The 22,930-nt window shown below is 40.0% G+C and carries 19 protein-coding genes; 16 read left to right on the forward strand and 3 right to left on the reverse strand.

Translation table 11 applies throughout. From position 1 onward, the window contains the following. Positions 1-14: 14 nt before the first annotated feature. The 8 genes from H0185_RS21205 (at position 15) to H0185_RS21240 (ending at position 8,098) form a co-directional block, all read left to right on the forward strand. Positions 15-812, forward strand: coding sequence for a TIGR00282 family metallophosphoesterase (locus tag H0185_RS21205; protein WP_221875496.1), 798 nt, complete (start codon positions 15-17; stop codon positions 810-812). Positions 813-1,155: 343 nt separating this feature from the next. Then, positions 1,156-1,416, forward strand: a complete 261-nt coding sequence (spoVS, locus tag H0185_RS21210) for a stage V sporulation protein SpoVS (protein ID WP_221875497.1) — start codon at positions 1,156-1,158, stop codon at positions 1,414-1,416. A gap of 499 nt (positions 1,417-1,915) precedes the next feature. Continuing rightward, positions 1,916-3,652, forward strand: coding sequence for a 2-oxoacid:acceptor oxidoreductase subunit alpha (locus tag H0185_RS21215; protein WP_221875498.1), 1,737 nt, complete (start codon positions 1,916-1,918; stop codon positions 3,650-3,652). Beyond that, positions 3,653-4,519, forward strand: a complete 867-nt coding sequence (locus H0185_RS21220) for a 2-oxoacid:ferredoxin oxidoreductase subunit beta (RefSeq protein WP_221875499.1) — start codon at positions 3,653-3,655, stop codon at positions 4,517-4,519. A gap of 380 nt (positions 4,520-4,899) precedes the next feature. Beyond that, positions 4,900-5,130 carry a hypothetical protein gene (locus tag H0185_RS21225; RefSeq protein ID WP_221875500.1) on the forward strand — a complete coding sequence of 77 codons (231 nt, stop codon included), beginning with the start codon at positions 4,900-4,902 and terminating at the stop codon, positions 5,128-5,130. 228 nt (positions 5,131-5,358) lie between these two features. Next, a complete protein-coding gene (miaB, locus tag H0185_RS21230) occupies positions 5,359-6,903 on the forward strand; it encodes a tRNA (N6-isopentenyl adenosine(37)-C2)-methylthiotransferase MiaB (RefSeq protein WP_221875501.1) in 1,545 nt (514 codons plus the stop codon). Between the two features lies 1 nt (position 6,904). Beyond that, positions 6,905-7,333 (forward strand): YlbF/YmcA family competence regulator, encoded by a 429-nt coding sequence (locus H0185_RS21235; protein WP_221875502.1) that lies wholly within the window; start codon positions 6,905-6,907, stop codon positions 7,331-7,333. Between the two features lie 216 nt (positions 7,334-7,549). Then, positions 7,550-8,098, forward strand: coding sequence for an outer spore coat protein CotE (locus H0185_RS21240; protein ID WP_221875503.1), 549 nt, complete (start codon positions 7,550-7,552; stop codon positions 8,096-8,098). 360 nt (positions 8,099-8,458) lie between these two features. Here H0185_RS21240 and H0185_RS21245 read toward each other — a convergent pair whose 3' ends face one another. Further along, the gene (locus H0185_RS21245; RefSeq protein WP_221875504.1) at positions 8,459-9,658 is read right to left on the reverse strand and encodes an ABC transporter permease; all 1,200 of its coding nucleotides are present in this window, start codon (positions 9,656-9,658) and stop codon (positions 8,459-8,461) included. Then, positions 9,651-10,364, reverse strand: coding sequence for an ABC transporter ATP-binding protein (locus H0185_RS21250; RefSeq protein ID WP_221875505.1), 714 nt, complete (start codon positions 10,362-10,364; stop codon positions 9,651-9,653). Before H0185_RS21250 ends, H0185_RS21245 begins: the two co-directional genes overlap by 8 nt. 518 nt (positions 10,365-10,882) lie before the next feature. Between H0185_RS21250 and mutS the strand changes: the two genes are divergently transcribed. From mutS to H0185_RS21265, 3 genes are all read left to right on the forward strand, one after another. Continuing rightward, complete coding sequence (gene mutS / locus H0185_RS21255; RefSeq protein ID WP_221875506.1) at positions 10,883-13,597, forward strand: DNA mismatch repair protein MutS; 2,715 nt, start codon at positions 10,883-10,885, stop codon at positions 13,595-13,597. Positions 13,598-13,640: 43 nt separating this feature from the next. After that, positions 13,641-15,644: a DNA mismatch repair endonuclease MutL gene (mutL, locus tag H0185_RS21260; protein WP_221875507.1), complete on the forward strand. Its 2,004-nt coding sequence runs from the start codon at positions 13,641-13,643 to the stop codon at positions 15,642-15,644. 153 nt (positions 15,645-15,797) lie between these two features. Then, on the forward strand, positions 15,798-15,983 hold the full coding sequence (locus H0185_RS21265; RefSeq protein WP_221875508.1) for a twin-arginine translocase TatA/TatE family subunit: 186 nt from the start codon (positions 15,798-15,800) through the stop codon (positions 15,981-15,983). Between the two features lie 416 nt (positions 15,984-16,399). On the opposite strand, the gene mreBH is transcribed toward H0185_RS21265, so the two are convergent. Continuing rightward, positions 16,400-17,407, reverse strand: coding sequence for a rod-share determining protein MreBH (gene mreBH, locus H0185_RS21270; RefSeq protein ID WP_246629350.1), 1,008 nt, complete (start codon positions 17,405-17,407; stop codon positions 16,400-16,402). 280 nt (positions 17,408-17,687) lie between these two features. Here mreBH and miaA point away from each other — a divergent pair, with 280 nt between their 5' ends. The 5 genes from miaA to hflX all read left to right on the forward strand — a co-directional run bounded on the left by miaA (position 17,688) and on the right by hflX (position 22,930). Continuing rightward, the gene (gene miaA, locus H0185_RS21275) at positions 17,688-18,644 is read left to right on the forward strand and encodes a tRNA (adenosine(37)-N6)-dimethylallyltransferase MiaA (RefSeq protein ID WP_221875509.1); all 957 of its coding nucleotides are present in this window, start codon (positions 17,688-17,690) and stop codon (positions 18,642-18,644) included. 27 nt (positions 18,645-18,671) lie between these two features. Then, positions 18,672-18,902, forward strand: coding sequence for an RNA chaperone Hfq (hfq, locus tag H0185_RS21280; protein ID WP_221875510.1), 231 nt, complete (start codon positions 18,672-18,674; stop codon positions 18,900-18,902). A 522-nt stretch (positions 18,903-19,424) separates the two neighbouring features. After that, the gene (gene spoVK, locus H0185_RS21285) at positions 19,425-20,381 is read left to right on the forward strand and encodes a stage V sporulation protein K (RefSeq protein ID WP_221875511.1); all 957 of its coding nucleotides are present in this window, start codon (positions 19,425-19,427) and stop codon (positions 20,379-20,381) included. Positions 20,382-20,564: 183 nt separating this feature from the next. Beyond that, positions 20,565-21,302, forward strand: a complete 738-nt coding sequence (locus H0185_RS21290; RefSeq protein ID WP_221875512.1) for a metallophosphoesterase family protein — start codon at positions 20,565-20,567, stop codon at positions 21,300-21,302. 365 nt (positions 21,303-21,667) lie between these two features. Continuing rightward, positions 21,668-22,930 carry a GTPase HflX gene (gene hflX, locus H0185_RS21295; protein ID WP_221875513.1) on the forward strand — a complete coding sequence of 421 codons (1,263 nt, stop codon included), beginning with the start codon at positions 21,668-21,670 and terminating at the stop codon, positions 22,928-22,930.

Here is a 22,930-nt window from a genome sequence, read left to right on the forward strand (position 1 = left end):
GGAATGGAATAAACATGAGAATATTATTTATCGGCGATGTTGTCGGATCACCAGGTCGGGATATGGTAAAGGAATACCTCCCAAAGCTAAAGGAAAAATATCGTCCGACAATAACCATCATAAACGGTGAGAATGCTGCGAGTGGAAAAGGGATTAATGAAAAAATTTACCGCCAGTTTTTAGAAATGGGAGCGCAGGTTGTTACCTTAGGAAACCACGCGTGGGATAAAAAAGAAATATTTGATTTTATTGACAAGGCAAAGTATCTGGTACGCCCAGCTAACTTTCCAAGTGAAGTCCCGGGTACAGGGATTGTATATTTAAAAGTAAATCAAGACGAGGTCGCTGTTATCAATCTTCAAGGAAGAACGTTTTTACCAGCAATTGATTGCCCTTTTAAAAAGGCGGACGAACTAATTGCGGAAGCAAAGGAACGTACTCCCATCATTTTTGTGGACTTTCATGCTGAAGTAACAAGTGAAAAACAGGCGATGGGTTGGTATCTCGATGGACGGGTAACAGCAGTAGTCGGAACTCATACTCACGTTCAAACCGCAGATGAGCGAATCCTACCGGAAGGGACTGCTTATTTAACAGATGCAGGCATGACAGGTCCATACGATGGAATTTTAGGCGTGGACAGGGAAGCGGTTATTAAACGATTTTTAACCTCATTACCGGTCCGTTTCGAGGTCAGTACTGGTGGACGAACACAATTATCTGGCGTGGTCATCGATGTAGATAAGAAAACAGGGCGTGCCACAAAGATTCAACGTGTACGCATCAATGATGATCAGCCACATTTTAGCTAATGCCTATAATCGTAACTCCTTTCTCAACCTTTGTTGCTATGATAAAGCAAAAACCATTATTCTGGGCTCATCTGATTTGAGCTACGAAGGAATTTCACTAATTAGAAAAGAGCTAGCAAACGATGAATATCGATTGCTAGCTCTTTTCTAGACGTATATAACAGCGAAGGCTACAAAGTTAGTGAAGAATGCTAAGATAAAAGGGAAACAGCTCCTCCTTTTTTTAACAGCTCGGTTATATACCCGGAAGTTCCCGAATATAGTAGCAGTGGAACAACTTACCCTAAAGTAGTGAATTATAGGGCATTCAGGTTTTGGGGGATAAAATAAGGAGGAGCTAGGAATGGAAATATTAAAAGTTTCAGCAAAATCTAACCCTAATTCTGTAGCTGGTGCGCTTGCAGGGGTTCTGCGTGAAAGAGGCAATGCAGAAATCCAGGCAATCGGTGCGGGTGCATTGAATCAGGCCGTGAAGGCAGTAGCTATCGCAAGAGGATTTGTAGCGCCTAGCGGAGTAGATCTGATTTGCATCCCAGCATTTACCGATATCCAGATAGATGGAGAGGAACGTACCGCTATAAAACTGATTATCGAACCAAGGTAATGCGGGGAATTTAGGAACATTATTATTTATTATGGTACAAGGTATGAAACCTTCAAAGGCATCTTGTCTGGAACAGAATATAATTGGAAAAACCATCTGTCTGTACAAGCTGACAGATGGTTTTTTTAACGATAAAATGGAATAAATATACAATTATTATTATTTTAGGATAAGAGAGAAAGAAGGAATAAATTTCTTAGGTGCTTGTATAATCATAGTAATATCAAGGATTATATGCGTAATGCTGGCAAAAAAGGTGGTTTGAATTTAATAAAACTATAAAATGAAAAAATATTCATATTTTGTACAATATTTAGTCATAAAGGGTTGCTTTTTTTCCAGCTAAGGTCTAGAATTGAAAGCGTTTAGTACCCCTCCAAGTTGTTAATTTTATAGTAAAAGCTAAAGCGTTATTTCTAGTGAATTACTTGGAAAAGTGCTAAAATTATAAATGGAATAGAATTACATATTTTTTAACGTACCTAAAGGGGTGTAGGAGATGATCAATCAACTTTCATGGAAAGTTGGAGGACAGCAAGGAGAAGGAATTGAGAGTACCGGGGAAATTTTTGCAATTGCCCTAAACCGATTGGGCTATTATTTATATGGTTATCGTCACTTTTCTTCACGTATTAAAGGTGGCCATACAAATAACAAAATTCGTGTTAGTACGACACAGGTTCGTTCTATTTCCGATGATTTGGACATCCTAGTAGCATTTGACCAAGAAACCATTGATGTGAACTATAAGGAGCTTCATAGTAAGGGTGTCATTATGGCAGATGCGAAATTCGGACCAACAAAACCGGAAGATACTGAAGCATCTTTGTATGCGGTTCCATTTACTGAGATTGCGACTGAACTTGGCACATCTCTAATGAAGAACATGGTTGCAATTGGTGCAACAAGTGCAGTTCTAGACTTAGATATTCAAGTATTCGAAGAAGTTGTACAAGAAATCTTTGGACGCAAAGGCCAACAAGTGGTCGAAAAGAATATGGAAGCCATTAAAGCTGGCTATGAATATATGAAAGAACAATTAGGCTCAAATGTAGGTGCCATGGAGCTTGAAAAAGCAGATGGCCAGAAGCGTTTATTCATGATTGGGAACGACGCAATCGCAATGGGTGCATTAGCAGGGGGATGTCGATTTATGGCAGCTTACCCGATTACACCTGCGTCAGAAATCATGGAATATTTAATTAAGAAACTACCAGCTGTTGGTGGAACAGTCATTCAAACAGAAGATGAAATTGCAGCAGTAACGATGGCGATTGGTGCAAACTATGGCGGTGTCAGGACAATAACAGCTTCTGCGGGTCCTGGTCTTTCCTTGAAAATGGAAGCAATCGGTCTTTCGGGAATTACTGAAACACCATTAGTAATCGTTGACACACAGCGTGGTGGCCCATCTACTGGACTTCCAACAAAACAAGAGCAATCAGACTTGATGGCGATGATTTATGGTACACATGGAGAGATTCCAAAGATTGTTATGGCTCCAAGTACCGTCCAAGAGGCATTCTATGACACTGCAGAAGCTTTCAATCTAGCAGAGGAATATCAATGCCCGGTCATTATCTTATCTGACCTTCAGCTTTCTCTTGGAAAGCAAACAGTAGAACCGTTAGATTTTAGTAAGGTAGAAATTCGCAGAGGTAAGCTTCAAACTGGCGAACTACCTGAGCTTGAAAGCAAAGCTTACTTTAAGCGCTACGAAGTAACAGAAGATGGGGTTTCCCCACGTACGATTCCTGGAATGAAGAATGGAATCCATCATGTTACGGGTGTAGAGCATGAGGAAACAGGTAAACCATCTGAGTCAGCAGCTAACCGTATCGCACAGATGGATAAGCGTTTCCGCAAAATCAGCAATATTAAGTTTGATACGCCAGTCCATAAGAACGCTCCGCATGAGGAAGCAGATCTGTTAATCGTTGGTTTTAACTCAACAAGAGGTGCAATTGAGGAGGCAATGGACCGATTAGAGCAAGATGGTGTGAAAGTAAACCATGCTCAAGTTCGATTAATCCACCCATTCCCAGTTGACGAAATCTTGCCACTTGTTAAAACGGCAAAGAAAATTGCTGTGATTGAAAACAACGCGACAGGTCAGCTAGCGAATATTTTAAAAATGAACGTCGGTCATGCCGAAAAAGTTCATAAAGTGCTGAAATATGATGGAAATCCATTTTTGCCGCACGAAATTCACTCGAAATGCAAGGAGTTGTTCTAAATGGCTACATTTAAAGACTTTCGAAACAATGTAAAACCTAACTGGTGCCCTGGTTGTGGCGATTTCTCAGTTCAGGCAGCCATGCAGCGTGCTGCAGCGAACGTTGGACTTGAGCCTGAGCAATTGGCCGTTGTTTCCGGAATCGGCTGTTCTGGGCGTATCTCGGGATATATTAACTCATACGGATTCCATGGAATTCATGGTAGATCTCTTCCAATCGCTCAAGGTGTAAAAATGGCAAATCGTGATTTAACAGTAATTGCCTCTGGTGGAGACGGGGATGGATTCGCAATTGGTATGGGGCATACCATTCATGCAATTCGTCGTAACATTGACATTACGTATATCGTAATGGACAACCAAATCTATGGTTTGACAAAGGGACAAACATCCCCACGTTCAGCTGCAGGCTTTAAAACAAAGTCAACACCTGCTGGTTCAATTGAACAAGCGATTTCCCCAATGGAAATGGCCCTGACAGCTGGTGCAACCTTTGTCGCACAAAGCTTCTCAACTGATCTAAAAGACTTGACTGCTTTAATCGAAGCAGGTATTAAACATAAAGGTTTCTCGTTAATTAACGTATTTAGCCCTTGTGTAACCTATAATAAGGTCAATACGTATGATTGGTTTAAAGAGAATCTTACAAAGCTAAGTGATATCGAAGGTTATGATCCTTCAAATCGTGAAAATGCAATGCAAACCTTGATGAAGCATGACGGACTTGTAACTGGACTAATCTACCAGAACACAGAACGTCCATCTTACCAAGAGTTAGTAAGTGGCTATTCCGAAAAACCACTTTCTGAAGCAGACTTGACACTTGATCAAGAATACTTTGATAAGTTAACTGCAGAGTTTGTATAAGAAGGAAACCCCAACCATTTGTTGGGGTTTTTTCTATTTAGTAACTTATTATTTCCTGGTACCCGTATCATTTGATAAAATGAATAATTTGCTGTCATGAAGGGTTCATGCTGAAAGCTTCACCGTGCCCAAGAAAAAGGTAACGCAAGAAGTTCCATCGTGCCCAAACAAGGTGTGAAAGAGTAAAAAGGTAACGCTGGAAATTCCACCGTGCCCAAACGAGGTTGTGAAAGAGCAGAAAGGTAACGCAGGAAGTTTCACCGTGTCCAAATGAGGCTGTGAAAGAGAAAAAGGTAACGCAGGAAGTTCCACCGTGCCCAAACGAGGCTGTGAAAGAGAATTAGGTAACGCAGGAAGTTCCACCATGCCCAAACGAGGCTGTGAAAGAGAAAAAGGTAACGCAGGAAGTTTCACCGTGTCCAAATGAGGCTGTGAAAGAGAAAAAGGTAACGCAGGAAGTTCCACCGTGCCCAAACGAGGCTGTGAAAGAGAAAAAGGTAACGCAGGAAGTTCCACCGTGCCCAAACAAGGTTGTGAAAGAGCAGAAAGGTAACGCTGGAAAATCCAACGGAGGCGTTTTGGTCACCATGGCCGTCTTTGCACGAAGTTAATCTGTACAATACAAACACTCCATGGTAATTATTGTGCTTGGTTGTAGTTTGTTATTTTACTATAATGGAAGCTGGTAGGTTATTTCCGAAAGATGTCATGTTTTAACCGCTTGAACTGTGACATATGATATTGTTTGTGAGTCTTATAACAGTTATAATTACTTATTGTATGTTAATATCTTTAAAAACTTTCATTTTTTATTTTTTAGGAAAGAAAGGAGAAACAATATGAATGAAAACCAACGCCTAGAAGGCCAGCAAGTTCAAACTGCAAATCCTTCGGACAAAAAATCCGCCAAGGATTATAGCAAATATTTCGAAACTGTTTTTGTACCGCCTTCCTTGAAGGATGCAAAAAAACGAGGCAAGGAAGAAGTAAAATATCATGATGATTTCCAAATATCTGAGGAATTCCGTGGACTAGGAAATGGTCGTAAGTTTTATATTCGAACATACGGTTGTCAAATGAACGAACATGACACAGAAGTTATGGCGGGTATTTTTATGGCGTTAGGCTATGAAGCAACTGATTCTGTTGACGATGCCAATGTGATTCTATTAAATACTTGCGCGATTCGTGAAAACGCAGAAAACAAAGTGTTCGGTGAATTAGGTCACTTAAAACATTTGAAGACGGAAAAGCCTGATTTACTAATAGGTGTTTGTGGCTGTATGTCCCAAGAAGAATCTGTCGTTAATAAAATCCTTAAGACATATAACCAAGTAGATATGATTTTTGGTACACATAATATTCACCGGTTGCCAAATATTTTAAAAGAGGCTTACATGTCTAAGGAAATGGTCGTGGAAGTATGGTCTAAGGAAGGCGATGTAATTGAAAACCTTCCTAAAGTACGTCGTGGAAATATTAAAGCATGGGTCAATATCATGTACGGTTGCGATAAATTCTGTACGTATTGTATCGTTCCATTTACTCGTGGGAAAGAACGCAGTCGACGTCCAGAGGAAATTATCCAGGAAGTGCGTGACTTAGCCGCACAAGGGTATCAGGAAGTCACCCTTCTTGGTCAGAATGTAAACGCATATGGGAAAGATTTTGAAGATCTAGAGTACGGTTTAGGAAACTTAATGGATGAAATCCGTAAGATTGGCATCCCACGTGTTCGTTTTACAACAAGCCATCCACGTGATTTTGATGATCATTTAATTGAGGTGTTAGCAAAAGGTGGAAACTTGATGGATCATATCCATCTTCCAGTACAATCTGGTTCGTCTGATGTGCTAAAAATTATGGCTCGTAAATATACGCGTGAGCAATACCTTGAACTAGTGGAAAAGATAAAAGCCGCGATTCCTAACGTTACCTTAACGACCGATATTATTGTTGGGTATCCAAATGAAACGGATGAGCAGTTTGAAGAAACGATTTCTTTATATAAAGAAGTAGGATTTGAAGCTGCCTATACGTTCATTTATTCTCCACGTGAAGGAACGCCAGCTGCAAAAATGCAGGATAATGTTCCTATGGAAATCAAGAAAGAGCGTCTACAACGATTGAATGCAGTGGTAAATGAAATGTCTGCGAAAGCGTTGGAAAAATACAAAGGTCAAACGGTTGAAGTTCTTGTTGAAGGGGAAAGCAAGAATAACCCAGATGTTCTTGCCGGATATACAAGCAAAAGCAAACTTGTTAACTTTGTTGGCCCTAAAACAGCGATTGGTAAGATTGTGAAAGTCAAGATTACCGATACTAGAACTTGGTCACTAAACGGAGAAATGGTGGAAGAACAACAATCAGTTGAGGTGAAATAGGATGGCTAAATATACTAAAGATGATATCATTGCTCAAGCAAAAGAACTTGCGAAAATGGTTGCCGAAACAGAAGAAGTAGATTTCTTTAAGCGTGCAGAAGCACAAATTCAAGGGAATGAAAAAGTCAGCATGCTGATTTCTTCTATTAAAGGGTTACAAAAGCAAGCAGTGAACTTCCAGCATTATGGGAAACCAGAAGCATTGAAAAAAACGGAAGCTAAAATTGAGAAGCTTGAAGCAGAACTAGATGAAATTCCAGTAGTGCAACAGTTTAAAGAATCTCAAGTCGAAGTAAATGATTTGCTGCAAATTATTGCCTCAACAATTTCCAATACGGTAACAGATGAAATTCTTGAATCTACCGGCGGTGACGTATTGCGCGGTCAAACAGGCGCGGAGCTTGCTAAAGGCTCAAGCTGTAGCCACTAAACTTATCGGGTGTTAGGATACTTTCCAGTAAATGGATGGTGCCTAGCACCTTATTTTTTTCTCCTTTCTGAGACCTTTAAGAACCTTTCATCGTGTTGGGCATATCATGTTGTATGCCTTTGATAATCCTTGGGATTTAGATAAAAATCATCTCGCACACTAGTCTACTGTCCCGCATAGGATGAATTGAAACTGATTGAGGAGGGTTCGCTCGCAATGGGAGAATACAGAGAGATTATCACGAAAGCTGTCGTAGCGAAGGGACGTAAATTCACACAGTCCAATCATACGATCTGCCCACCACATGATCCAAGTAGTATTCTTGGCTGCTGGGTCATTAACCACAAATATAAGGCGAAAAAGTCCGGGAAAACAGTTGAGGTCAATGGTTCCTATGATATCAACGTTTGGTACTCTTTTGATGATAATACAAGAACAGAAGTTGTTACTGAAAAAGTGACATATTGTGATGTCATCAAATTAAAGTACCGTGACCCGGATTGCATCGATGATCATGAAGTACTCGTTCAAGTTCTTCAACAGCCAAACTGCATCGAAGCAGTCATTTCACCGAATGGCAACAAAATTATTGTTCATGTCGAAAGAGAATTCATAACTGAAGTGATTGGTGAAACAAAGGTATGCGTTGCCATCAATCCTGATGGTTGTGAAGACTGTGATGATGACGAATGGGGCCTTGAAGTCGAGGACGATGAGTTTGAGGACTTAAATCCTGATTTCCTTTTAGGAACAGAAGAAGAATAGGCACGAACTAGGAAGGTAGTACTTCCTAGTTTTTTTTTGCTTAAAGTTCAAAATGTTATCTAGGTTGACTGCATGGGCCGAATGGTGCAGGAAAACTACGATCATTCAAATTTTTACAGGTTTATTTCCACCTTCGAGTGGTGGAAAGCTCCCAAAAGCTCAAGGTTTAATTGGCATTGTTCCCCAGGAAATAGCATTCCTTAAAATATGAGTACAAAATAGAATTAAAATTTTGGGTTAGAATTTACGTTTAAGTTTTACGAAGGCATGGATTTAGTGTTCTCTTTTAGGGAATAGGCTTGAAGAAAATAAATTTGAAAGCCAAGTTCTGATGTGCTTTCAGTGCTTGGCTTTCTGAAATTAAAGCATGACAAATGTTAGAAGAAAACGACCGACCAAAGCGGATAGAAGGACCAGAAGAAGTCCGATAATGACAAGAGACCAAAGAACTCTCTTTCGAGCGGTAAAAAAAGCATCGGTTTCTCGATATTTTTTTGTTAATGGGTGGGAAATCGTGATTTGACTCCAGATGGACATGAGCCAAGAACGTAACATCACAATAAAGGCAATAAAAACTACTGTTTTAATCCAAACCGGAGGCACGAAAATGAGCGCTACAGCTGTAACCGATACAATTTGGAGAAATCCGCTCCAATAGGCAGAATTCCTTATGAAAACTTTTATGAATAGCTCTGAAAATCCGGTCTCTGCATTTCTTCTTTTAAAAATTCGCTTAGATTTACGATAGAACCATGGACGTTTTCGGCTTGAAACCTTCACCTTCTCCAACTCAGGTGAGAGGGTAAGTACAGAGTTCATATACTTATTCCGTTCCTCTTGTTCAATTGCCAAAACCTCTTCAAAGTTGGAAAGCTTTGAGAGATGCGGGGCATAGAGAGCTACCGCCAGGGCGGTGAACAGAAAGCATGCAAGGGTTGGCAATAGCAAACTTTCATGAATCCAGAAGCCATAAATAAACTGAATGCTCCAGCTCCCCAAAACGAACACTAGTCCACGGCAAACACCTCTGACAAATTTCCCTTCAATCTTTTTCAGCTTTGGTTTGAGGGCCATTACAAACCATTTTAATGTTGTTAATAGAACAAAGAAGAGAAGAACCTGTGTAAATGTATACTGGTAAGTATGGATGAAAAACGGTAAAAACAATAAGGTAACACACCCAATCCCTAGGGCATGAAACAAAAGAGAATAACCGTAGCTAATCCTTTTAAGTGCAACCAATAGCACAGGGTGTTTGACCAGGAATACCTTGTCTGCTTCTTGAATAAAAGTACGGTAGTTTCCGGTCCAAGCTGCTAGATATCCTAATACAATAAACAGAACAAAAGGAATTTGTTCAATCCAATCAGGCTGGTCAACCCACCAGGAACGATAAATAAATCCGAATACTACAAGCCAGGGAAGCAAGATATACACAATGACGGTCCAATCCAAAATAGAACGGAAAATTCGCGTTTGAAACTTCCATTCTCCCACTAATCGTTGGAAAAATAGAGTAAAAGTACTCATTTGCAGACGACTGGTAGAAATACTATTCATAATCTTTTCCTTCAGCAATTAAATGAAAACAGTCATAAAGGGAACCGCCCGGCAGATTACATTGTTGGCGGATTTCGTCCAATGTGCCCTGTGCAGCTAACCGGCCTTGATGAATCAAAAGGAAACGATCGCATACCCTTTCGGCCGTATCCAAGACATGCGTCGACATTAAAATGCCTGCCCCTCTTGTTCGTTCCGCCTCGATTGAAGATAAAAATAATTTCATCGCATTCGGATCTAGCCCAATAAAAGGCTCATCGATAATATAAATCGAAGGACTAACAATAAGAGATAAAATAAGCATCGCCTTTTGCTGCATCCCTTTAGAGTAAGTGTTAGGCAGTTCATGGGCATGATCTGTGAGCTTATAGGCGTCCAATAACTCTTTTGCCTTCTTTTTATAGTCGCGATCAACTAACCCCTCAACAGCCGCAATAAAATCAAGATGTTCCCATAATGTTAATTCATCATAAAAGATTGGCCGTTCAGGGACATAGGAATAGTTTTTATCTTTTTTAAACTCTATTATACCGTCCAGCTCAGCCATCAAGCCTAGGATGCTTTTGATGGTGGTACTTTTACCAGCCCCGTTCGGACCAATCAGCCCAATTAATTCACCTGACTCAATACTAAAGTGAATATCATGAATAATAGTTTTATCAATCTCATACCCAGCTTTGTTTATAGAAGCCTTAAGTAATGACAAATGATCACCCTCCTTCCTAAAAGTTGCAAAAGAAATAGTATTCAGATTATTTAACAGTTATGATTATATCATTTTCGATAAGGTTGGTTCGAAAAATAGACTCTAGGAGGATACAAAATACAAAGTCATTTGGAAAATGGAAGGTCACATGAAATGAAATCTCGTAAACAAATAAGAGAAGAGGATAACCAAAACTAGATTAGAAAATAAAAGATTATACTGGTTCGATTTTATAGATAAGACAAGTAGTATGGTCGGCTTTTACAGGTATTATTGGGTTCACATTCATGAAAACTGGTTTCAGTTTCTAGGATTTTTTGATTAAACAGGATCTCTGTATTTATAAAAGAATTGACGCGAAGCATATAATCTTTTTTAAATTAGGGTAGGTAGGATAGACAGTCCTTTTTCCAGAACTCCCCTTTAAAAATCACGAATTGAAGAAAAAGTGAGATTGAAATTATGATATAATGGGTTTTTAGAATGATGTCGAAACAAGATGATTTTGGGGGATTTTTATGGCAGCTTATACGCCGATGATTATGCAATATTTACAGATTAAGGCAGATTATCAGGATGCCTTTTTATTTTTTCGCCTAGGCGACTTTTATGAAATGTTTTTTGACGATGCCATCAAAGCATCTCAGGAATTAGAAATTACATTAACGAGTCGTGAAGGCGGTGGGGAAAATAAAATTCCAATGTGCGGTGTACCCTACCATTCGGCTAAAGGATATATAGAACAGCTTATTCAAAAAGGATATAAGGTTGCGATTTGTGAACAAATGGAGGACGCCAAGGCCACTAAAGGAATGGTTCGACGTGAGGTTGTCCAGCTCATTACTCCTGGTACGCTTATGGAAGGTAGAGGATTAAGTGAGAAGGAGAATAACTTCATAGCAACGGTTACTACTTTTAAGGATGGTACTTACGGGTTTGCCTGCAGTGATTTATCTACAGGAGAAAGTAGGGTAACCATTCTTTCAGGGAGTGTGGAGGAAGTTCTTAATGAACTATCATTATCAGGTGCGAAGGAAGTGGTCCTTGATACTGCAACCCCAGAGGAACTTCAAAAGAAATTAAAAGAACGATCTGTGCTTGCTTTCTCCTTTGAGGACAATCTTGAAATCAATGAAAGCTATCAACATCTCCTCTCTGAATTAGAAGATTCTAAATTGCAGTTGATTGCAGCAAGACTATTCAATTATCTTCACCGTACTCAAAAGCGGAATTTAGACCACCTGCAGCCGGTTGTTTCGTATGAAGTAGAACAATTTATGAAAATTGACTACTTTTCAAAGCGGAATCTTGAGTTAACAGAAACCATTCGCTCTACAGCGAAGAAAGGATCACTTCTATGGTTACTCGATGAAACCAAAACAGCCATGGGGGGCAGAATGTTAAAGCAATGGATCAATCGCCCTTTGCTTCAGGTAAAAGGAATTCAATGGAGACAGTCGATTGTTGAATTGTTTATGACGAGCTTCTTCGAACGCCATGAAATTAGAGAAATGCTCAAGGAAGTCTATGATTTAGAACGCTTAGCTGGACGTGTTGCATTTGGAAATGTCAATGCGCGCGACCTTGTTCAATTAAAGAAATCATTGCAGCAAATTCCCATATTAAAACAAACGCTCGTAGCGATGGGGGATGAGGCTGCGGTTCAGTTGGCTGAAAATCTTGATCCTTGTGAGGAAGTAACAGATTTATTAGAACAGGCATTGATAGAAAATCCGCCAATTTCAATAAAAGAAGGAAATATCATACAGGATGGCTACGATGAACGGCTTGATCAGTATCGCGATGCAAGTCGAAACGGAAAGACCTGGATTGCGAGTTTAGAGCGTCAGGAACGAGAAAAGACAGGCATTAAGTCGTTGAAGATTGGCTATAACAGAGTGTTTGGCTACTATATTGAAGTGACAAAGGCAAATCTGCATCTGTTAACAGAAGGCCAATATGAGCGGAAGCAGACATTATCGAATGCGGAACGATTCATTACCCCTGAATTAAAAGAAAAAGAGGACTTAATTTTACAGGCTGAAGAAAAAATCGTTGAACTAGAATACGAGATTTTCGTAACGATTAGGGAAACGGTAAAAGAATACATCCCTAGACTCCAAGCGCTTGCCAAAGCTGTGAGTGAGCTTGATGTTCTCACAAGTTTTGCTGAATTGAGCGAACAGCGCCATTATATAAAACCTCTTTTTACAAATGAACGGAAAGTGGTCTTGAAAGATGGTCGCCATCCAGTCGTGGAAAAAGTCATGTCTGCACAGGAGTATGTTCCGAATGATTGCTTCATGGACCAAGATCGTGAATTGCTCCTAATTACAGGACCAAATATGTCGGGGAAAAGTACCTATATGAGGCAGATTGCCTTAACAGCCATCATGGCGCAAATCGGTTGCTTTGTCCCAGCTGCTGAGGCGGTGCTCCCTGTCTTTGATCAGGTGTTTACGAGAATTGGGGCTGCCGATGATTTAATATCTGGCCAAAGTACATTCATGGTTGAAATGCTTGAAGCGAATAATGCAATCGCGAACGCTACAGAAAACAGTTTGATTTTATTTGATGAAATTGGACGGGGGACTTCCACTTACGATGGAATGGCACTAGCGCAAGCGATTATTGAATACATTCATGACCGAATTGGTGCGAAAACCTTGTTTTCCACGCACTATCATGAGCTGACTTCTTTGGTTGAAGAATTAACAAAGCTGAAGAATGTTCACGTTTCTGCGGTTGAACAAAATGGGAAAGTTGTTTTTCTTCATAAAATTAAAGAAGGTGCAGCCGATAAAAGTTATGGAATTCATGTTGCTCAGCTAGCCGATTTACCAGCGGACCTTATCACTCGTGCGGCTGAAATTCTTGAGGCACTTGAAAAGAAGGACGAGCTGTCGAATGGAACGAGCCTTTCAGTAGCGAGTCGGAGCATCGTACAAGAGCAGAGAACAAGCAGCGAATCTGTTGTCGCGGAGACTGTTATCGCTGATGAGCCACTTGAAGAGAAGTCAGTTTCCCAGGAGCAAACTGTAACGGATCAGACAGAAGAGTCAGCAGGACAGTTGTCTTTCTTTGATGAAGTATCTGTATCCGTTAAAAATTCTGGTCCTAGTAAAAAAGAAAAACGTGTTCTCGAGAAATTAACAGAATTAGATATCCTTGATATGACTCCGCTTGAGGCGATGAATACTCTTTATGAATTGCAGCGGAAGTTGAAGAAGTAATCTAAAAGACGTACAAACAGAAACCACACGAGGGGGGACTTGGATGGGAAAAATCAAACAGCTTGATGATGCATTATCCAATAAAATTGCTGCTGGTGAGGTTGTTGAACGTCCTGCATCCGTCGTAAAGGAACTGGTGGAAAATTCAATCGATGCTGGCAGCACAATCGTTGAGATTGACTTAGAAGAAGCGGGCATGGCTAAAATTCGAATTACCGATAATGGGGGCGGAATCGAAGAGGAAGATGTTCTCATTGCGTTCCAGCGTCACGCCACAAGCAAAATTAAGGACGAAAACGATTTATTCAGAATTCGGACTCTAGGCTTTCGCGGAGAAGCGTTGCCTAGTATCGCATCAGTGGCGCGTTTGGAGATGAAAACATCCACAGGTGAAACTGCTGGGACAAGAATTGTGATTGAAGGCGGGAAAGTGGTAACAGTCGAAAAGGCGGATAGCCGAAAAGGTACGGATATCACCGTTTCTGACTTGTTTTATAATACTCCGGCGCGTCTTAAATATATGAAAACCATCCATACGGAGCTTGGCAATATTACCGATGTAGTGAACCGGCTCGCACTTTCTCATCCAGAGGTTTCCATTCGGCTTGTGCATAATGGCCGAAAACTGCTCTATACAACGGGAAATGGTGACGTCAGACAAGTGTTGGCAGCCATCTATGGGATGAATATGGTGAAAAATATGATTGCGATTTCCGGAGAGTCTCTTGATTATAAAATTAAGGGATGGATTACACTTCCTGAAATCACCCGTGCATCACGAAATTATATTTCGACGATGATCAATGGCCGGTTTATTAAAAATTATCCATTGGCAAAGGCGATCCAAGAAGGTTACCATACTTTGCTTCCAATCGGTCGTTTTCCATTGGTCCTCTTAGACATACAGATGGATCCGTTGCTCGTAGACGTCAATGTGCATCCTTCCAAAATGGAAGTTCGCCTAAGTAAAGAACAAGAGCTAAATCAACTAGTAACGGAGACAATCAAGCGCACTTTTAAAACGCAGCAATTAATTCCAGCAGGATTTACAGCTCCCGTCCCGAAAGTGGAAAAACCAAAATCAGAACAAACATATTTTGAACTAGATCATATGCCTGAAAAAGAAGCTCTGTTGCCAAAAAGCCCTTTTGAAGGAAATGGGGAAATAAGGGAGGCATGGAGTCCTTCCCAAAGCCAGGGAAATCTCCAGACAAGGAAGATTGACTCGGTAGATGCTGAGCCTGAACACATTGAGGCTACTAACTGGTCAAGTATATCCGCAAACCATTCGTTCCAACAAGAGCAGGAGTATTCAAGTGTTGCGACCCAATCACAGTATGAATTAGACGATCCTGAGAGCCGTGGTATAGCTGAGTCAGAAGAATGGCCAACCTTAGGTGCTAACGACCAGTTTGGTACACCACCTCCTAATAGAGGTACACAGGATGTATCTGGAGTGCCATCACGTGTTCCGACGCTCTATCCGATTGGCCAAATGCATGGGACCTATATTTTAGCTCAAAATGAAAAGGGCTTGTATATTATTGACCAACACGCGGCGCAGGAACGAATCAAATATGAATATTTCCGTGAAAAAGTGGGCCAAGTGGAAAGTGAGCTTCAGGAAATGTTAGTTCCATTAACCTTTGAATATTCGCCTGATGAATCGATCCGTATTAATGAATACCTACCTGAGTTGGAAAAGGTGGGGGTATTCTTAGAACCATTTGGACCAAATAGTTTTATTGTTCGTGCCCATCCGCAGTGGCTTCCACGTGGGGAGGAAAAAGAAACAATTGAGGAAATGATTGAACAGCTCTTACAAATGAAAAAAGTCGACATTAAAAAGTTGCGAGAAGAAGCCGCCATTCTGATGAGTTGCAAAGGCTCGATTAAGGCGAACCGTCATCTTCGTAATGATGAAATTCAGGCATTGCTTGATGAATTAAGACGTTCCTCAGATCCGTTTACCTGTCCACATGGACGCCCAATTATTGTTCATTATTCAACCTATGAAATGGAAAAAATGTTCAAGCGGGTTATGTAACGGAAGACATTAATTGTGATAATTGTCATTTGTATAATCTAGTAGTTTGTTTTATGATTTAGGTAAGTGTTACTCCGTCAGGTTTGAGAGCCTATCCTGAACGCTCATACCTTTCGCCTCCTTAACACTAATAAACAAGAAGGAGGGATTGCAATGTTTTCAAACATTGGTATTCCTGGCTTGATCCTTATACTAGTCTTAGCCCTTATCATCTTTGGACCGAAAAAGCTACCTGAACTAGGTCGTGCAGTTGGACAAACCTTAGGGGAATTTAAAAAGTCAACTAAAGGGTTAATGGAAGACGACAAAGAAGTTTCTAAAGAAGATAAAAAAATCTAATTATAAATCAAGCGCACTCTCATCAAATAAGAGGTGCGTTTTTTCTTTGGAAAATAGTAATCGTATTTTAGGTGACTCTCGTGAATAGACAAAGAAAATGAGTGAATATAGAGCCAGACTTTTTGTGAATAGAACAAGGAAATGTGTGAATAGAAAATAGTTATGCGGATAGAGGAATGAAATTCGTGTATAGACTCAGGAAATGAGTGAATAGAGCCAGGCTTTTTGCGAATAGAACGAGGAAATGTGTGAATAGCCTATCTTTTCTCGAATAGAACGAGCCTATATGTAAATAGAGCCCCTCTTCACTGGAAATACGTAGCAAATTGAATGACACTCCCCAAAAAATAATAAGAGATCACGAATATAAGAAAACACACCTCAAGTTTGATTGAGGTGTGTTTTCTTATATCTTTTTATTTTGCTAGAGGTTGAAGGCTATGAATATACTTCAATGCTTGACCTGTTCCGAAGGCAACTGCTTCAAGTGGGTTTGGCGCAAGATGGACGGGAACAAAAATCTCTTTATTCAACCATTCTTCCATTCCGTTTAACAAGCAACCTCCACCGGTCAAGACAAGTCCACGATCAACGATATCCCCACTTAGCTCTGCTGGGCAGTCCTCAAGTGTTTTTCGAACGGTTTCGAGAATCTGAAGCAAGGATTCTTTTAAACAATCTCTTATTTCGTAAGAGTTTAGAGTAATGGTGCTTGGTAGTCCAGTAACAAGATCTCGACCACGTACATCCATTTCAAGTTTGTCATGCTCAACAAGTGCGTGACCAATCTCAATTTTTATCCTCTCAGCTGTGCGCTCACCAATTAAGATATTATAGGCTTTACGGACATACTGAATAATATGTTCATCGAACCTGTCTCCTCCTATACGAAGGGAATGGCAGGCAACCACACCGCCGTAGGAAATGATGGCAACCTCTGATGTACCGCCACCGATGTCTAAGACCACATTGGCAACAGGTTCATCAACAGGTAAACCAGCGCCAATTGCTGCGGCAACTGGCTCCTCAATAATATGGACCTTTTTCGCCCCCGCACTTCGTACGGCCTCATGAATCGCACGGCGCTCAGCGCTTGTTGAGCCAGAAGGGGTACAAACGATTACATTTGGTTTGCGTAGCGCGAATCCTCCGTTTTTCATTGCCTTTTTCATAATTTGGACGAGCATTTCTGAGGTAATATCAAAATCGGCGATGACGCCATCTTTTAGAGGACGGACTGCCATAATTTTTTCAGGCGTTTTCCCGATCATTTCCTTTGCCTCTGTGCCAACAGCGACAATTTTTTTTGTATCCATATCAATGGCCACGACAGAAGGCTCATTTAATGCAATTCCTTTATTTTTACTATAGACCAATGTATTAGCAGTTCCTAAGTCAATTCCTATTTCAGCTTGTATCATCATTGTTTTCACCTGTGTCTCCTTCTAGTAAGTTATGTCCCCATAATCTTCTATAAAAGGTACCATGATTATGGGGGTAAAGTGTCGATTGTTATCGAATCGTTACCTAAATGTAAAAACGATGGAAAAATATATAAAATAAATAGAAGAGATTGGGAAAAGTATAGGGATTTTAGATTAGGACGTTTATATTTGGGTTATAATATTTAGATGTTCAACTGCTTTTCTAAAAACTTTTAGGTTAGAATGATAGATAGATTAAAAAAAGGCAGTGTGAAGTTGTTTGAAACAAAAAGAGAAATTATTCGTTTTAATTGGGCCAACCGCCGTTGGCAAGACAAAATTGAGCATAGAACTCGCGAGAAGGTTTAACGGTGAAATTATCAGCGGGGATTCAATGCAGATTTATAAAGGGATGGACATCGGTACCGCTAAAATTACGGAGGAAGAGATGGAAGGCATCCCCCATCATTTAATTGACATCAAGGATCCAGATGAGCCATTTTCAGTCGCTGAATTTCAAGAATTGGTTCGAGGGAAAATTACTGAAATCAGTAGTAGAAAAAAACTGCCTATGATTGTCGGCGGAACAGGGCTATACATTCAATCCGTTTTATATGATTATCAGTTTACAGAAGCTGCATCAGATCATGAGTTTCGTATGAAGCTTGAACAATTAGCAGAAGAAAAAGGCAATCTAGAACTCCATCAAAGATTAAAAAAAGTTGATCCTGAAAGTGCGGAGAGAATTCACCCGAACAATCTCAGGCGGGTGATTCGGGCACTAGAGGTTTACCATTGCACAGGTAAGACCATGACTGCTTACCAACAGGAACAACAGCCGGAACTGTTATATGATACTTGCTTGGTTGGATTAACGATGGAACGCGAGGTATTGTATAATAGAATAAACAAGCGTGTGGACCTAATGATGGAGCAAGGATTGGTTGAAGAAGTTAAGGACTTGTATGACAGAGGGATTAGAGACTGTCAATCGATACAGGCAATAGGATATAAAGAGTTGTATGAATACTTTGATGGCAGAGTTACACTACAAGAAGCAGTCGAAAACTTAAAGCAAAATTCACGCCGCTATTCCAAGAGACAGCTAACGTGGTTCCGTAATAAAATGGATGTAGAGTGGTTTGAAATATTGTCAATGGCAAATGCCAATGAAAAAAAATTCGCGGAAATTTCCAACTATATTGAAGGAAAGCTCCAGATTAAAGCGAATACATAATAATAGAGATAAAAAGGAGGATCTGCAATGAAACAAATTAACATTCAAGATCAGTATCTAAACCAGCTGCGCAAGGATGGAATTAATGTCACTGTCTTTTTATTAAATGGATTCCAGCTTCGTGGACAAATTAAGGGCTTTGATAATTTCACAGTTTTATTTGAAACTGAGGGAAAACAGCAGCTTGTTTATAAGCATGCAATTTCAACATTCGCACCGCAAAAGAATGTCCAAATTGATCTTGACCCACAGCAATAATAGGCTGTAGGTGCATTTTCCTTCATATTGGGAAGTGAATATTAGGATGTTCACAGGGGTAGTGGACCGTCGACTGAACTCACGTTTATGGATGAATAAACCTAACCCTTAAATGATTAGGGTTAGGTGAATGATCATACAGGAGCTCGCAATATCATTGCGGGCTTTTTGCTATGCTTTGAAAAATTCCTTTTAATGAATTTCTAATTGCTTGAATACATATAGATTAAGGAGTATTTCCCGTTAAACTGCAAAGTGGTGATTGTTTTTATATGGGGATGAACCCTTAGGGGAAAAGAGGTTTTCCTAGAAAGGCTTTCAATTAAGCTGTGTTTCATGAGCCATCTTTGTTTTTTTACAAGGGTGTTGTGGTTAAAGACAAGAAGTAAGCTCCTGCTGGAGTTAGCTAGGCTCACGGATGTGTAGTAGTGCCTTGCGAGGGAATACAGAAGCGTTTTGCACAGCTATTAAAAATTTGAGCTTCTTCATATAGACTGTCCCTTAGAATAGAGGTGAGAAAGCTTGGACCAACCGTTTCGCATGAATAACAATGGACAAATCAGCATTGTTTTGAATGCACAAAAACGCAATCCGGCAATAAAAGAATTGCCTAAATCGCCAAATTTAGAGGTGAAACCGAAACCGAAGCCAACTGATCATGAAGCCCTAAAAGAAATTGAGGATGAACTTGAGACACTGGTTGGTATGGAAGAAATGAAGCGGATGATAAAGGAAATTTATGCTTGGATTTATGTAAATAAAAAAAGGGAAGAAAAAGGGTTAAAGACAGGTCGCCAAGCTTTGCATATGATGTTCAAAGGTAATCCAGGCACTGGAAAAACGACGGTGGCTAGATTAATAGGAAAGCTCTTTCTCAAAATGAATGTCCTTTCCAAGGGGCATTTAATTGAAGCAGAACGGGCTGACTTAGTAGGGGAATACATTGGTCATACAGCACAGAAAACCCGTGATTTAATCAAGAAGGCTCTTGGAGGAATTTTATTTATTGATGAAGCCTATTCCTTAGGGCGAGGCGGGGAAAAGGACTTTGGAAAAGAGGCTATTGATACGCTTGTCAAACATATGGAGGATAAACAACATGAGTTTATTCTGATTTTAGCTGGATACTCTCGAGAAATGGATTATTTTCTATCGTTAAACCCAGGATTGCATTCAAGATTTCCGCTCGTTGTTGATTTTCCGGATTATACCATCAACCAACTAATGGAAATCGGACAACGGATGCTGGATGAAAGGGAATATACATTAAGTCACGAAGCAGAAAGGAAACTTCGTGAACATCTAGCTTGGGTTAAATCAAGCCTAGGTCCAACTGGTTTTTCAAATGGGCGATATATCCGGAATATCATCGAAAAATCAATCCGTGCCCAGGCAATGAGGCTATTGCTTGAAAATCAGTTCGAACGACATGAACTGGTGACCCTGCGCAGCAATGATTTAATATTGAACGAAAATTAGAAACTAACTCGTCTGGGCGAAAGCATAAGCTTTCGCCCTTAATCTATTGTAAAACATCCAAAACAAAAAATAGGAACATATATGTTAAAATTTGTATAATAACATATAAGATTCCATATGGCCGATAGTATGGAGTGCGAAGAAAAAAGGGGTATTTGATTTGATATGACCTGGGGGTTGGGTATGGAGCAAAAATTAGCGATTTTGACCGATATACATGGGAATTATTCGGCGTTAAAAGCTGTGTTGGATGAGATTGACCAAGACAATGAGAAAATTCATATCCATTGTTTAGGGGACTTAATTGGGATTGGACATGAAACGAATGAGGTCCTTGACCTAATGTTTTCAAGAAAAGATATCTCCTTTGTCATTGGAAATCATGATCAAGCAATCTTAGATATACTCGCTGGTGGAAAACCAGATAGTAGGGGGGCTGAGAGGGAGCACCATCAATGGATTGCTGAGCACTTTAATCATGATTTCATTCCACATCTAGAACAAATACCGAAAAAGTCTACAGCTGTCTACAATGGCCAGAGATTTCTGTTCACGCATTATCACTTAACGGATGATGAAAAATTGTTGCCAGTAGATTATGAACCAACCGTAAAAAAACTTGATGCCCATTATCAAGAATCACAAGCTGATATGGTTTGTTTTGGTCACCACCATGTTGTCCATCACTTTAAGTCACATGAACGAATTTATTTTAATCCAGGCTCTTTAGGTTGCCAACACAAGCCGTTAGCACCTTATGCAATTGTCACTGTTAGGGAATCAGGAAATATCGATGTGTCTCTAAAAGAAGTCCCGTACGATAACAAGGAATTTCTTATGTCCTATTCAAGACTCCCAATTCCAGCAAAAGAATTTGTTTTGAAGAATTTTTATGGGAACCAGCATTTGTATTTAGAATGAAATGAAATGAAATGAAATGGTATGTGGAAGTAACTATTCATAAAAGAAGGCAAAGGGCAATTCTATTCTCTTTAACATTGCCCTTTGGATAAGGGCTGCTATTGGAAAAGATATAGTTAAAAACCAATTCTAGATTTTAACGAAGGATAAGTGATTTCTACGTTTATTGTAGATTGCAGACTTTTTACTAATATAAAGTTTTTTAAACTATAGCCAGGTTCTTCCTATTTGAGTCTTATAAATTGAGATGATGTTACCAACACGAGCTTGTTTTGGCCAAGATAATTGTTGTGGAAAAATTTTGGTTCCCCACTCTTTTTTGGTATGATGAGTTCAGAATACATAAGGAGAAAGGTGGTAGTCGCTTGGAACAGAAAGGTGTTTCTGAAAAAGCGATCCTCGTCGGTTGTCAAACACCTGCGTCGGATGATTTGCGGTTTCAATATTCAATGGATGAACTAGCTTCTTTAACAGAAACGGCCCAAGGCCAGGTCCTAATCTCGGTCGTGCAAAAACGTGAACGAATCCATCCTTCCACGTATATTGGCAAAGGGAAAGTAGATGAAATAAAAGCCTTGGTGGAGGAGCTCGAAGCGGATTTAATTATATTTAATGACGAACTCTCACCAAGTCAAATTCGGAATTTGTCAAGAGACCTCGAAGTTCGCATTATTGACCGTACACAGTTGATTTTAGATATCTTTGCCCGACGAGCACGCTCAAAGGAAGGGAAACTTCAGGTAGAGCTAGCACAGCTCCAATATTTGCTACCGCGTTTAATGGGACAAGGAATTGCTCTGTCAAGATTGGGTGCTGGTATTGGGACGAGAGGTCCTGGGGAAACAAAGCTTGAGTCAGATCGTCGTCATATTCGTCGTCGAATAGATGATATCAAGGGTCAGCTAAATGTCATAGTTCAGCATCGCGACCGATATCGGGAACGCCGGAAGAAAAATAAGACCTTTCAAATTGCGCTTGTTGGGTATACGAATGCGGGAAAATCAACCTTGTTCAATCGACTAACTGAAGCGGATTCATATGAAGAAAATCAATTGTTCGCGACGCTAGATCCGATGACAAGAAAAGTCATCTTACCAAGTGGTTTTTCTGTCCTCATGACAGATACAGTTGGATTCATTCAGGACTTGCCAACCACACTTGTTGCTGCATTCCGTTCTACATTGGAAGAAGTACAGGAAGCCGATTTGCTTTTACATGTCGTGGATATGGCAAACCAAGATTATTTTTCACATGAGAAAACCGTTAATAAACTTTTAGAGGATCTCAAGGCCGACCAATTGCCGCAAATAACTATTTATAATAAACGAGATATTGCTCATCCAGATTTCGTTCCAACCGCGAAAACAAAGACAGCTTTTATTAGCGCTCTTGATGAACAGGACCGAGCAAAAATCCGACATAGTATTGAAGAAACGGTGATTGAGCTTATGGAGCCCTTCCATGTGCTGATTCCCTCCGGCGAGGGAAAATTACTTTCTCAGCTTAAAAATGAGACTATTTTAAGAGAGCTTGCTTTTGATGAAGAAAAGCAAGGATATGTATGTAAAGGGTTTGCCTTAAAAGACCACCAAGTGGCAGGGCAGCTTAATAAATATTCAGTCAGATAG

The sequence above is a fragment of the Mesobacillus maritimus genome, assembly GCF_019749255.1.
Lineage (GTDB): Bacteria > Bacillota > Bacilli > Bacillales > Cytobacillaceae > Mesobacillus_B > Mesobacillus_B maritimus_A.